The sequence below is a fragment of the Sulfurihydrogenibium sp. genome (genome assembly GCF_027448985.1).
In the GTDB taxonomy this organism is placed as follows: domain Bacteria; phylum Aquificota; class Aquificia; order Aquificales; family Hydrogenothermaceae; genus Sulfurihydrogenibium.
In genome coordinates this window covers 1-13396 of record NZ_DAIDMN010000036.1, presented here as the reverse complement: position 1 = coordinate 13396, position 13396 = coordinate 1, and the positions used below count along the sequence as shown (strand labels likewise).

15 protein-coding genes are annotated in these 13396 nt (G+C 33.0%); 10 read left to right on the top strand and 5 right to left on the bottom strand.

Annotation, left to right across the window (positions count from 1 at the left end; genetic code table 11):
- The first annotated feature begins 263 nt into the window (after positions 1–263).
- The 8 genes from NE054_RS04445 to NE054_RS04410 are packed head-to-tail and all read left to right on the top strand — an operon-like array spanning position 264 to position 6761.
- Positions 264–575, top strand: coding sequence for a metalloregulator ArsR/SmtB family transcription factor (locus tag NE054_RS04445; RefSeq protein WP_297889052.1), 312 nt, complete (start codon positions 264–266; stop codon positions 573–575).
- A gap of 1 nt (position 576) precedes the next feature.
- Complete coding sequence (gene trxA, locus NE054_RS04440) at positions 577–894, top strand: thioredoxin (RefSeq protein WP_297889050.1); 318 nt, start codon at positions 577–579, stop codon at positions 892–894.
- A gap of 9 nt (positions 895–903) precedes the next feature.
- The gene (lpxA, locus tag NE054_RS04435; RefSeq protein WP_297889048.1) at positions 904–1719 is read left to right on the top strand and encodes an acyl-ACP--UDP-N-acetylglucosamine O-acyltransferase; all 816 of its coding nucleotides are present in this window, start codon (positions 904–906) and stop codon (positions 1717–1719) included.
- Positions 1719–2513 (top strand): UDP-2,3-diacylglucosamine diphosphatase LpxI, encoded by a 795-nt coding sequence (lpxI, locus tag NE054_RS04430; protein ID WP_297889046.1) that lies wholly within the window; start codon positions 1719–1721, stop codon positions 2511–2513. Before lpxA ends, lpxI begins: the two co-directional genes overlap by 1 nt.
- Complete coding sequence (locus NE054_RS04425; protein ID WP_297889043.1) at positions 2510–3076, top strand: class II aldolase/adducin family protein; 567 nt, start codon at positions 2510–2512, stop codon at positions 3074–3076. Before lpxI ends, NE054_RS04425 begins: the two co-directional genes overlap by 4 nt.
- Positions 3055–3627 carry a hypothetical protein gene (locus NE054_RS04420; RefSeq protein WP_297889040.1) on the top strand — a complete coding sequence of 191 codons (573 nt, stop codon included), beginning with the start codon at positions 3055–3057 and terminating at the stop codon, positions 3625–3627. Before NE054_RS04425 ends, NE054_RS04420 begins: the two co-directional genes overlap by 22 nt.
- 51 nt (positions 3628–3678) lie before the next feature.
- Positions 3679–6219: an adenosylcobalamin-dependent ribonucleoside-diphosphate reductase gene (locus NE054_RS04415; RefSeq protein ID WP_297889037.1), complete on the top strand. Its 2541-nt coding sequence runs from the start codon at positions 3679–3681 to the stop codon at positions 6217–6219.
- Positions 6216–6761: a cob(I)yrinic acid a,c-diamide adenosyltransferase gene (locus NE054_RS04410; protein ID WP_297889034.1), complete on the top strand. Its 546-nt coding sequence runs from the start codon at positions 6216–6218 to the stop codon at positions 6759–6761. The genes NE054_RS04415 and NE054_RS04410 overlap by 4 nt, the downstream gene beginning before the upstream one ends.
- On the opposite strand, the gene NE054_RS04405 is transcribed toward NE054_RS04410, so the two are convergent.
- Genes NE054_RS04405 through NE054_RS04395 form a run of 3 tightly spaced genes read right to left on the bottom strand, consistent with a single transcriptional unit; the run spans position 6758 to position 10128 of the window.
- Entirely contained in the window at positions 6758–8338 is a 1581-nt protein-coding gene (locus tag NE054_RS04405; protein ID WP_297889031.1) for an AarF/UbiB family protein, read from the bottom strand. The genes NE054_RS04410 and NE054_RS04405 overlap by 4 nt on opposite strands.
- On the bottom strand, positions 8328–9344 hold the full coding sequence (locus NE054_RS04400) for an FAD-dependent thymidylate synthase (RefSeq protein ID WP_297889028.1): 1017 nt from the start codon (positions 9342–9344) through the stop codon (positions 8328–8330). The genes NE054_RS04405 and NE054_RS04400 overlap by 11 nt, the downstream gene beginning before the upstream one ends.
- Before the next feature lie 43 nt (positions 9345–9387).
- Positions 9388–10128, bottom strand: coding sequence for a type II secretion system F family protein (locus NE054_RS04395; RefSeq protein ID WP_297889025.1), 741 nt, complete (start codon positions 10126–10128; stop codon positions 9388–9390).
- 41 nt (positions 10129–10169) lie between these two features.
- Here NE054_RS04395 and NE054_RS04390 point away from each other — a divergent pair, with 41 nt between their 5' ends.
- Positions 10170–10607, top strand: coding sequence for a hypothetical protein (locus NE054_RS04390; protein ID WP_297889022.1), 438 nt, complete (start codon positions 10170–10172; stop codon positions 10605–10607).
- Positions 10604–11458 (top strand): helix-hairpin-helix domain-containing protein, encoded by an 855-nt coding sequence (locus tag NE054_RS04385; protein ID WP_297889019.1) that lies wholly within the window; start codon positions 10604–10606, stop codon positions 11456–11458. Before NE054_RS04390 ends, NE054_RS04385 begins: the two co-directional genes overlap by 4 nt.
- On the opposite strand, the gene NE054_RS04380 is transcribed toward NE054_RS04385, so the two are convergent.
- Together NE054_RS04380 and NE054_RS04375 are read right to left on the bottom strand one after the other, a co-directional pair.
- On the bottom strand, positions 11459–12625 hold the full coding sequence (locus NE054_RS04380; RefSeq protein WP_297889017.1) for an FAD-dependent oxidoreductase: 1167 nt from the start codon (positions 12623–12625) through the stop codon (positions 11459–11461).
- A 13-nt stretch (positions 12626–12638) separates the two neighbouring features.
- Positions 12639–13022: a NifB/NifX family molybdenum-iron cluster-binding protein gene (locus tag NE054_RS04375; RefSeq protein WP_297889015.1), complete on the bottom strand. Its 384-nt coding sequence runs from the start codon at positions 13020–13022 to the stop codon at positions 12639–12641.
- Between the last annotated feature and the right edge of the window lie 374 nt (positions 13023–13396).

The window sequence follows — 13396 nt, the reverse complement described above, 5'->3', positions numbered from 1 at the left end:
TTGAGAAACGTTCGGTTGGGGTAGGTCAAGAGCTTCCCATATGTGTTTTACGCATTTTTTACCACTTGCCTCAACTAATAGGACTAGCGTTAGGTTTAAAACCAAAAGAACTGGGTCTTCATAAACACGTAATATCAACAAAATCAATAATAGAAAAAGTAGCTTAAATCACTAAGGCAGGTTTAGACCTGCCTTGTTGCATTTATAAGAATATATCTATATAATATATTCTAATATTTTAAAAGGTAGTAAAAAGGTGTATCATGCTAAAAGAAGAAGTTGTAGAAAATACAAAATGGCAAGATGAACAGTTTTTAGAAGACACAGCAGAGCTTTTAAAAGCTTTAGCTCATCCGGCAAGATTAAAAATAATAGGATATCTGGCAAGTGGTAAAAAATGCGTAAAACACATATGGGAAGCTCTTGACCTACCCCAACCGAACGTTTCTCAACACCTTTCTATATTGAGAAATAGAGGAATTCTCGGATATAAGCGAGAAGGTTCAATTGTATGTTATTATATTAAAGATAAAAGAGTTTTAGATTTGTATAGAAATTTAATTCAGGAGGATTGATATGGCAGGAAAAGTAATAGCGGTTAACGAATCTAACTTTGACCAGGAAGTTTTGAATTCAGATGTTCCTGTGTTAGTAGACTTTTGGGCACCTTGGTGTGGACCTTGTAGGCTTATAGCTCCAATAGTTGAAGAGATAGCTGAAGAGATGGCAGGAAGAGCAAAGGTTGTAAAAGTAAATACAGATGAAAATCCAAACCTTGCTATGAAATACGGAATAAGAGCTATCCCTACAATAATGGTATTTAAAAACGGAAGAGTTGTTGATACAAGAGTAGGTGTTCAACCTAAGGAAGTTTTAAAGGCTCTCTTAGCATAAAGGGATTTAATGGTAGAAATCCATCCAACAGCGATAGTTAGTAAAAAAGCGAAACTTGGGACCAATGTAAAAGTTGGTCCTTTTTCTATTATAGAAGATGAAGTAGAAATTGGAGATAACACCGTTATTTACTCTGGTGTAAAAATAAAAAACTACACAAAGATAGGTTCAAACTGTCAGATATACGAAGGAACGGTAATAGGAAACATACCTCAGCACCTTGGATTTAAAGGTGAGATTAGTTATGTTGAAATTGGAAATAACACGGTATTAAGAGAGTACTGTACGGTTCATAGAGGAACATCTTTTGACGATGGTGTAACAAAAATAGGTGATAACTGCTATCTTATGGCTTACGTTCACATAGCCCATGACTGTAAAGTTGGTCATGATACAATTTTAGCAAACTGTGTTACGCTGGCAGGACATGTAAAAATAGGAAATTATGTATTTATTGGTGGACTTACTCCTATACATCAGTTTTGTAGGATAGGTGATTACGCCATGGTGGGTGGTGCTTCCGCCGTTGACAAAGATGTACCTCCTTACACAAGAGCCTCAAAAAACCATGTTTTACTTTATGGTTTGAACCTTGTGGGTTTAAAAAGAAGAGGTTTTACATCGGACCAGATTAAGCTTATAAAAGAAGCGTACAGAATTTTATTTAGAACTTCTCCAACAATATCGGAAGGAATAAAAGAAGTAGAGGAAAAATTACCTATAACACCTGAAATAAAAAATCTTTTGGACTTTGTAAAAACTACAAAAAGAGGCATTGCTCCGGATGCTTCTAAAAGGAAATTAATCCTTTCAGAAGAAGAGTAATGAAAATAGGGCTAATAGCCGGATGGGGAGAACTTCCTTTAACATTTGCAAAAAATGTAAATCAAGACCTTGTAATAGTAGCGATAAAATCTTCAGCGGACAAAGAAATTGAAAAATACGGAAAAACATACTGGTTTTCCTTTACAGAAGCCCAAAAAATAATAGATACACTTAAAAAAGAAGGTGTAAATAAGCTTGTGATGCTTGGGAGAATAGACCATAAATCGATTCTTTTCCATTTTTACAAGTTTGACGAAAGAGCAAAAAAGTTTTTAACTTCCTTAAAAGATAGAAGGGCAAAATCGATACTTCACTCCATAATAGAAGAACTTGAAAAAGAAGGATTTGAATTTATAGACCCAACTCCTTACCTATCTTCTTTATTAGTAGAAGAAGGATTTTTGGTAAATCCTATCGAAGACCAAAACCTTAAAAAAGACATCCAGTTTGGAATGAAGTTAGCAAAGGAAGTGGCAGAACTTGATATAGGTCAAACTGTTGTTGTAAAGGACGGTGTAGTTATAGCTGTAGAAGGTATAGAAGGAACTGATAAATGTATTTTAAGAGCCGGAGAACTTGCAGGAGAAGGAACTATAGTATGTAAAGCTGCCAGAAAAAATCAAGATATGAGGTATGACGTACCAGTAATAGGAACATTGACGTTGGAATCTATGAAAAAAGCAAAAGCAAAGGTATTGGCGGTAGAATCCGGAAAAACCTATCTCTTGGAAAGAGAAAAGTTTATAAAAAAAGCCAAAGATTATGGAATATCAGTTGTAGGAGTTAAGCTTTGAATGAGATTATTCAACAGATACAGTTTACAGGTAGAGTTTTACACGAGCTTAGACTCGTATCTTCCCACGGTGGAAATCTAAGTGTAAGAGATGGAGATTACATATACATAACAAAAACCGGAAGGATGGCAGGATTTTTAACAGAAGAAGATATAATTAAGCTTCCTTTGTTTAAAGAAACACAGCAAGACAAAGAAGCATCGATAGAACTTATAGTCCACAGAAAGATATACCAAAAAAATCCAAACATTTCAGCGATAGTCCATGCCCACCCAATTACAGCAACTACATTAGCCTACTTTTTAGAAGAGTTTGAGCCTATAGACATAGAAGGTCAGCTTTTTATAAAAAAAGTGCCTATCTGTGTTGTAGAAAAACCTTCAGCATCCTTGGAATTGGCAGAATGTTTAGCAGATATATTCAGTAAAGGGTACGTTGTATCGGTTGTAAGGTCCCATGGAAGTTTTGCGGTTGGAAGAACTTTAAACGAAGCGTTAAAATACACATCTACCTTAGAAAACTCTGCGGAGATTTATTATAAATGGAAGACCCTAAATACATAGAAATAGCTAATTTATATGTAAATATAGTAGGAAAATCTATTATAAATCTCTCTCAGAACGAATCTGATATTTTGGAAAGTTTTATAAAAGATTACGGCTATGAAAAAACCAAAGAGATACTGACTCTCTTTCACGAAAGATACGAAAAAGAAAAGCCAAAAAAGCCTATTTCTCTGTTAGTAAAGTTAGCACAACAGATAACCGATAATGAAAAGGATTTAAGTAATAAGGAAAAAAGTCTTCAACCAGAAGAACCGGTTTCTACATTCCCAACAGAGGATGATGTAAATGTAATAGTCAGAAAGTACAACTTGAATCCAGATAAAAATATTTTAAATATTCTTGATGAAAGCCTTAAAAACTTTTATTTATCTGAACTGATATTTTTAAAAATATGGAAAAACTTGACAAAAGAAGAAAAAAAACTCTATACGAAAAAGGCTTTGTCTTTTGTAAAAACTTTAAATATATCAGATAAACAAAAACAGAAAGAAGCTTTAAAATACAGAATAAAGTATCTCATCAAGAAAGATTTCAACATTCTTTTTTAATCTTTGCATTTCTTCGAAAAAGCCATTATACTTATACATTGGGGTGGTTTTATGATTGAAAAAATTATCAAAAGAGATGGAAGAATAGTCGATTTTGATATTCAAAAAATAGAAAACGCTATATGGAAAGCAATGCAAGCTGTAGGAGAAAGAGATAAACAACTTTCAGAAAATCTTGCAAAAAAGGTTGTAGAAAAACTTGAAAATCTCATTCCCAAAGAACATATACCAACAGTAGAGCAGGTTCAAGACATTGTTGAAGAAGTATTGATAGAAGCCGGTCTTTCAAAGGTCGCAAAAGCTTACATTCTCTACAGACAAAAAAGAGCAGAAATAAGAAAAGAAAAGATGCAGATTTTGAATAAAAACTACATAGATGAGGTAGATAAAGCTTTTGATATAAACGCATTAAGAGTCCTTGCTGCAAGGTACTTAAATAAAGACGAATCCGGGAAAGTAATAGAAAGTCCAAAACAGTTATTTGAGAGAGTTGCTATCCACGTTACTCTTCCTTCCATCCTTTACGATGAAAAAGTTTTTCAAAAGGGCTCTCCTCTTCAAAAAGTAAAGAAGATAAACTTACAGAACTTTGTAGGAAAAGCTAAAATAGGAAAGTATTTTCTAAATATATACCATTTAGAAGGACTGGGGAGACTCTATAAAAGGTTTAATCTTCAAAAACTTATGAAGAAAAACTTTTATGAAGTACTTCAGATGCTAATTGACGATGAGTTTAAAGATTATGAAAAAGAAGTCCAAGAGTATTACAACATTATGGTTAGTCGTAAATTTATGCCAAACACTCCGGCTCTTGTTAACTTTGGAAATCCTCTCGGAATGGGAATGGCATGTTTTGTTTTAGGAATGGAAGACTCCCTTGTATCAATTATGGAAACGTTGAAAAATGCTGCAATAATATTTCAAGCTGGTGGAGGATGTGGTTATAACTTCTCACCACTGAGACCGGAAGGGGATTTTGTCAGGTCTACCCATGGTGTAAGTTCCGGACCGATTGCTTTTATGACACTCTTTGATAAAATGACAGACGTTATAAAACAAGGTGGTGTTAGACGTGGCGCTAATATGGGTATTCTAAACAGTGACCATCCGGATATAGAAAAATTTATAATCGCTAAAAAAGGAAACAGACAGCTTACAAACTTCAACATATCAGTTTTTTTAAAAGAAGATTTTTGGCAGTACTATCAAGAAAACAAACCATACCCCCTTATAAACCCAAGAAATAAACAGATTGTAAAATACATAAATCCAAAAAACTTCTTTGATACGATTGTTTATCAAGGATGGGAATCTGCTGAACCAGGACTACTATTTGATGACAATATAAACAGATATAACCCTTTTTTAGAAACTCTTGGGAAAATAGAGGCTACAAACCCATGTGGTGAAGTACTGCTTTATCCAAACGAATCTTGTGATTTAGGTTCTATAAACCTATGGGCTTTTGTTGAAGAAGAGTACGATGGAGAAAAAAGAAACGTTAGATTGAATTGGAATGAGTTAGAAAAAACAGTAAAAACTGCCGTTAGATTTTTAGATAACATTTTAGACATAAACAAATACCCTCTTAAAAAGATAGAAGAAACCACATTAAAAACGAGAAAAATAGGTCTTGGTGTAATGGGTCTTGCAGATCTTCTTTTTGAGTTTGAAATACCTTACGACAGTGAGGAAGGTATAAAATTTATGGAAAAAGTGATGGAATTCATAAATTACCATTCAAAGAAAGAATCCGTAGAAATAGCTAAGAAGAGAGGTTCTTTTCCATACTTTAACAAAAGTTTTTACAAAGATGGAAAACTACCTTTTAAAGGGTTTTATGAAAAAGAATCATGGCATTTTGATTGGCAAGCATTGGCTGATGAAATAAAAGGATACGGTCTTAGAAATGCTTACACGACTGTAATAGCACCTACCGGTTCGATAAGTATGATAGCCGGATGTTCAGCAGGAATAGAGCCTGTTTACAGCCTCATATACGAGAAAAAGGTAAGTATAGGTTCTTTTTATTACGTGAATCCGGTTTTTGAAAAATTTATGGAAAGGGAAGGTATATTTGATGATAATCTTATAAAGGATGTTGTAAAGAATAACGGAAGTATTCAAAACATACATTACATTCCTCAAAAGTATAAAAATTTCTTTAAAACTGCAAGAGATATATCCGGAAAAGACCATATAAAAGCACTGGCAGCATTTCAAAAGTGGGTAGATTCTTCAGTTTCAAAAACGATAAACTTTCCTGAAAATGCTACAATAGAAGAGATGAAAGAAAGTTATCTCTTAGCTCATCAACTTGGATGTAAAGGTTTGACAGTATACAGAGAAAAGTCCATTCCGGCTGTTTACACTGTTCCCACAGAAGAAAAAGAGGAAAAAAAATTTATTACATCTTTAAAAGATGAAAAAGCTAAAGGACCTTCCATTTACAAAGAGATAACACCATCACCAGAAATAGTAGAGGATTACCCTACATCTACCGAAAGGTGTCCACAATGTGGAACACCATTGATTGTGAAAGAAGGATGTAAAACCTGTCCTAACTGTGGATGGAGTGCATGTAGCTTATGATTTACCTATTTACTGGAAACGGAAAAGGAAAAACAACAGCTGCCATAGGTACATCACTAAGAGCGTTAGGAAATGGAGAAAAAGTATTGTTTGTTATGTTTATGAAAGATAAAACAATCACTTCCGAAACGAAAGTACTTGAAAAATTGGAAAACATAACGATAAAAAGTTTTGGAAGAAGAGGTTTTTATCTGCCAAAGGAAGAGTTAGAAAAAAATCCAGATTTAAAAAAATACGGTGTAAGACCTATTGAAGAGATTGATGTAAAGCTTGCTTATGAGGGGCTCTCTTTTATAAAGGGGAATATAAAAAATTATGATTTGATTGTTTTAGATGAAATTTGTGTGGCAATACACTTTGGACTTGTTAAAAAGGAAGATTTAATAAATCTTTTAAAAGAATATCCGGATAAAGATTTTATCCTAACTGGTAGAAACTGTCCCCAAGATTTAATAGATACAGCAGACTTAGTTACAGAGATGAAAGAGGTAAAACATCCTTATCAAAAGGGCATAAAGGCAAAAAAAGGACTTGATTACTAAAATCTAAGGATTTTGTAAAATAGAAGTATAAATATCAATCCGGAGAAAAAAAGTAAAAACTTTGACATATCGTTGTGGTTTGATAAGGAAAAAAGTGCAGATGCAATCAAAGAGCTTCCAAACAAAATAGATAAAACTATTTTAAAAACTTGATTTTTATAAAAAAATTGAAGCTCTTCTAAATCTTTAAATAAAATCCGGAATGTAAGTCTCTCTATATTCAGTAGTTTTATTAACCTATTTAGTTTAAATGCAAGATTGTAGTAAAAGTCTACGATTCTTCCAACTTCATCAAACTTCTCTTTTGCGTAATCTACCGCGGATTTTGTTAAAAATTTGGATAACCTTTCTGTAGGGTTAAAAGACGGGTCTAAATTTCTTATAACCCCATCTAAGCCTATCGCCGACTTTCCAAGATAAGCCAACGATGTTGGAAGTTTTAAATTACACTCTCTTACAAGCTCTATGATTTCTAAAACCATCTCTTTTAGATTTATGTTTGAAAGTGTTTTGTTGTAGTATTTATCTATGAAAATTTCAACAAAACTTTGAAGTTTATCTAAGTCCGTTTTAGGAGTAATCATTTCCATACCTTCGTAAAAGTTCATTGCAAGCTCTACATTCTTATTTATCACAGCAAATATATGTTCGTATAAAAGTTTTCTTTTTTCTCCGGATATAACGCCAACCATTCCGTAATCTAATAAAACAACCGTTCCATCTGACTTTATTAGAAAATTCCCCGGATGAGGGTCAGCATGGTAAAACCCATCTTTGAAAACCATTTTATAGTAAGCATCTGTTATGGTTTGTGCTATCTGCTTTTTATCTAAGTTAAGTTTATCCACTTCTGATAGTTTGTACCCATCTATGAATTCAAGTGTAAGTATGTCTTTTGTTGAATACTTTTCATAGTATTTTGGTATGTAGAATTTTTTATCGTAGTTTTCAAACATTTTTCTGAAGTTCCTGATGTTTGATGCTTCTATGTCAAAGTCTGCTTCTCTCAACGTTGTGTACTTGTACTGGTGTATAACGGACTTTAAATCAAGGTCTTTTACAGTTTTTGAATGTTTTTCTAAAAAAGAAATTATTTTAAGAAATATTTCTGCATCTATCGATATGAGTTCTTCTAAATTTGGTCTTTTTACCTTTACAGCTACCTTTTCACCTGTTTTTAAAACACCGTAATAAACCTGTGCTATAGATGCAGAGCCAATAGGGTTTGGGTCTATGTATTCAAATATGTGTTCTAATGGTGCTTTTAGCTGGCTTTCTATGATTGTTCTTACATCTTCAAAAGGAATCGGTTTTACTTTATCTTGGAGTTTTATAAGCTCTACTATCATAGATTGTGGAATTATGTCTGGTCTTATACTCAGTATCTGACCGAGTTTTATAAAAGAGGGTCCTAAGTATTCAAGGGTTTGTCTTACTTTTTGTGGTTTTAAGTTAGGGTCAACTTCAAGACCAAACAAAACTTTAAAGTATTCATAAACGTTGTATATACCAAGTTTTGAAAGTTGTAATGTAATCTCTTTAAATCTGCTGTACAGCTTTAATTTTTTATAAAACACCTTGCTCCTGTAAAAGTTCTTTCATTTGGTTTGCAATACTTCTTATTTCCCACTGGGCGTGGGGCTCTGTTCTTTTTAGTATAAAATCTTTTATCCAGTAGAGTGTTCCGGATACCACTATTGTAGTTCTTCTTCCGTTAGGCAGGAAAAACCTTGCATCTTCTCTTTTTATTTTATAGTGATGAACCAGTAAGTCGTAGATAAGTTGAGACATTTCATCGTGTATTTTTGCTATATCGGACGCTTTTAGATGTTTTTTCAGCTTTACTTTATTTACTCTTTCTTCAAGTACTTGAATACTATCTTTTACAGTTTGGCTGGGATTGGTTTGTGAGGTTTTTATGATGTTTAACATCTCATCAAAAACATCTTTTAGCTTTTCTATACTTTGTAATGTCAACGTTTCTTGGTTTTCTAAAATGGAAGGTGGTGTTATTACATAATTTTCTTCTTCTCTTACGTACCTTTGACTTCTTTGTGAAAAGTTTAAAGCTGTATGTCTAACAAGTTGATGGGTTAAGGTTCTGCTTACATTGTCTATAAAAAACACGGCGTAGCCGTCATACTCTTTTAAAAGTCCTATAAGACTGACGTTTTCTTTTTGTCCTAAAGGCTGGATAGGAATGTCAAACTCTGCTATCTTTTCAAACGCTTTTATGTACTGGTTTGGGTCTTTTTTTAAAAGGTCTTCAAGGTAATGTCTTAGGCTTACTCCAACCACATCCGGATATTCTGGATTGTAATGGCTTTTAAAATAGGTTGCAGCTATCTTTAAGGCGTTTAGTTCTCCTACTTTTTTGTAGGCAAAAGAGTGGGCAAACACTGAAAAGTGTTTGTAGTTACCAAGTTTGGATAAAAACTCTGCTCTTGTTTGTTTGTCAACTACTCTTGGGTCGTTTAAAAGAGATTGTAAATCTCCTGCATTATAACACACTCTTGCTCCAAGAGCGGTAAAAGGAATAGACATCTTAAAATCTTCAAGTGTAAAAAAATCTGTAATGTTCAATCTCTACTCCTGATTTTTTTATAAAATTTTAGCATAAAGAATTTTATTTAAGTTTAGTTCCTGTGGATATGTCGGTAATAGGTAGTATAACGCTAATCACTATAAGAGCTATAATAAAACCTATAAAAAGCATCATTAACGGCTCTATCAAACTAACCCATCTATTTATAATTTTTTCTGTAAGGTCTTGGTAAACTTGGGATACTGTGTTTAACATCTCTTGAAGTTCTCCACTTGTTTCTCCGGTTTCTATCAAGTTGACAAACAGTGGCGGAAGTATTTTGACTTCTTTTAAGGTTTTTGTTAACGAAAATCCTTTACCTATTTTATCCGGAATATCCTTTAGATTTTCTTTTAAAAATTCGTTGGATAAGCTGTTTATAGCCATACTGACAGCCTGTTGTATCTGTGTGTTTGTTGATAAGGTCATAGCTAAAATTTTTGCAAATCTTGAAAGGTTAAAGTAGAGAATAATTTTTCCTACAACAGGTATTGAAAGTAAAAATTTGTCGTAGTAAATCTTTTTTATCAATTTATTTCTTAAGATAAATGCCAAGACAAGTAAAGGGGATAGGTAAAATAAGACTGTTAAAAATTTTGAAAAGTAAACCATCATCTTTGTTATCAGTGGTGGTTCTTTTCCAAAGTTTTCCAAAACGGACACTATTTTTGGTACAACAAACTTTGTAGCTACAAATACAGATACTACACTAAAACCTATTATTATGGAAGGATAGACTAAAGATGATACTATTTTACTTTTTATTTGTGAGATTTTAAACATATTTTATAAAAAAAGCAGATATCTACTATCAGGATAAACAGATGGTAAAAAAATCCGATGTTGATTTATACTTGTATCCGTTAACTCAGGGATTAGTTTTGATTTGTCAAAGTAAAAAATCTGAATTTTTACATAAAACTTTTGGAGGATTTGAGATTAGGTTTGATGACTTTAAATGTTCTCCTGATTTTGAGAGTATTTCCGGAAACATCCAAATAAAAGATGGTGTATTCGGTAAACTAAAACTAAAAAACTTTATGGCACAGGGAAGAAGTATAGACTATTTAGAATTTAATTTTAAAGGGAAAACTTTTGAGTTTAAAGGTAGTTTTCAAGGGATAGACCTATCAGGAAATGGGATTGTGTCTTACGATGAAAAAAATCCTTTAAACTCAAAGATTAACGGCACTGCTTCCGTTGTAGGATTTAACTTTACAGTGTCCGGAACGATTACGGATTTGAAGTTTAATATGCAATGATACTGATAGTTGTGTTAATGGCATTTTTAACTTTGTCTTCTTACGTACTACAAGCTTACCAAGATGCAATATCAACCTACAAGTACACGTTATCGGTGTACAACAAACAACAAGCGTACTATATAACCCAATCGGCTTTTGAGATTGCAAAAACCATATTAGACAAAGATGACCCTTCAACTGATACATTAAACGATACATGGGCTTTACCTTTTGACTTTGAAAAAGAAGGAGTAAAAGTAAAAATTACAATCTACGATGAAAACAGATTTATAAACTTAAACAACACGAAAGAATCCGGATATAGGAAAATATACGAAAATCTATTTAAGAATTTAAACATAAACGTAAACTTTTTAAACAGGATTTACGTATGGACAGGCTCCCAAGAAGGAAGTATCCCTGTTGATTATCCAGTTAAAAAAAGACCTTTTGACAGTCTTTATGAACTTAAACTACTTGGCTTTTCAGACGATGACCTTTACGGAAAGCTGATAGGTAATAAGTTCTATCCGGGACTTTTATCTGTTTCAACCATTTTTACAGATGGAAAGATAAACGTAAACACAGCATCCATAGAAGTTTTAAAAGCATTAAATCCAAAAATAGATGATACTTTAGCATCAAAGATAGTTGAGTACCGTAAAAAAAATTATTTTAAATCTATCAACGACTTGGTTTTGGTAGAAGGTTTTACCTTTGATATGCTATACTCAGTATCTCCTTATATAGATGTAAAATCAACTGTATTTCACATAAAGATAGAAAGTACGGTAGGAGATACAACTTTACAAGCAGATTTTATATACGATAGAAATCAAAGAAAAGTTATATACAAAGAAATCATTTAGCTACATTCCCGGAAGTCTTGGAATTTTACCAAGTTTTGAAAGTTTGTAGTACACTCCCCAGCATTTTTTCATCCAGTGTCCTACTATTGGCAAAGGTATAAGCATAGCTCTTTTATCATCTCTGTAAGCAAGTCCACCACCGTTTCCCATATCCATAAGACAAAGAATGTTTATGTGGTCTATGTAAGTTTTTGGATTTCCTTTTTCCAGTCCTTCCTTTAGGGCTATGTTGTAAGCTGTGTTTCTTGCCATCACTTCTGCGAGATGTCCCTGTTTTGCCTTCCATTCCGGACCTTCCAAAGCACAGCTATCTCCCACAGCGTAAACATTTTCAACATCTTTTACTTGGTTTGTAGGTTCTACTATTACAAATCCAGCTTCCGTTTGAGGAAGATTTCCGGATTTTATAGCTGGATGACCATCTCCTGCTGCTATAAAACAGGTTAAATCTGACTCAATCTTAGTTCCGTCTTCTAAAACAACACCATCAGGAGTAAACTCTGTAATCTTTTTACCTGTGTAGGATTTTATGTTTAACTTTTTAAACATCATATCCATCATTTTCAGAGCGTTTTCCCCAAGTCTCTCACCAGGTTTTGGCATCGGAGCAAAAAATGTAAGTTCAAAGTTATCACGGATTTTTAACTTTCTAAGGTAGTAATCTACGTTAAACAAAAGTTCAAATACAGGTCCACCTCTAACTGCCTCTTTGGCTTTTGGATTTCCACCAAAACCAAAGGCAAGTTTTCCCTTGCCTTTTTTTATCAACTCATCAAGTTTTTCCGAGTACTTTAATGTTTCTTCAGGATTGGCACATATTGAATATGTATACTCTATTCCTTTATGCTTTAATTTTGATTGTCCTAATGCTACTACTAAATAATCAAAATCATCTCTTCTTCCGGATTTTTCTAAAGTAAAACTATCATCATCAACTTTTAAAACTTTATCCTGTGTAAACTTAAATCCGTGAGCGGATGCCAAATCTTTAATAGGAATAATTACATCTTCAAAGTTCTTTTCTTTCGTTGGAATCCATATAGATATAGGATATATATAAAAATAATCTCTATCAGAGATAAGTTCTACATCAAAGTTATACTTTCTTAAAAAAATCGCACTCTCTATTCCGGCAATACCCCCACCTAAAACAACAATCTTTTTCATGTTTTATACCTCCTTAATCGTGGTGATGCTTACCGTGATGATGGTGATGTTGAGGTATCAACATAAAGTTTGCAGGAGTTATTTCCTTTAACTTTCCTTCTTTATACTCTTGCAAAACCGTTTCAAAAGGTTTATTTTTTGACTGTGTAAAGTATGCTTTTAAACCAATTTCTGTTAACAATTTATAAGCTCCACCACCTATATGGTTTGTGATTACTATTTTGGCTCCTTTACTTGATATTAGATTTACCGCTTCTCTACCGCTTAACTCTTTGTTTTCTACAATCTCATAACTATCAGTTTCAAGGTCGTATATAAGAAAAAACTTTGATTTCCCAAAAGCTGATGATAAAAGATATTTATCTTTAGATGGTTTGACAGGCATTGCTACTTTCATGTTTTCCTCCTATTTTTTCATAAATTGATTATAACATAAAGTACATACATATTACATGATTTGGTTAGTATTTACTAACTTATAACTTTTTAAAACCCCCCTTTTTTCCAAAGGGGGGGAGTAGAGGTTGCTGGGAGGTGTGGTATGAAACCTATGGACTGGCTAAGTCATAGGTTCACTTGTAGTTTTCTATAAATTTATCAATTTCTTCATCTAATACGTATACATTTTTGTAGCCCAACGCTTCTAAATATCCCATTACCCTGTTAGCAAACTTTACTTTACCTCTTTAATATTCTTAACTCTAATTTCCAATTTAAATAATTTTAAAACAAACCAAGACAAGTAGCAAAACTTAAAGCTAAAATGAAGAA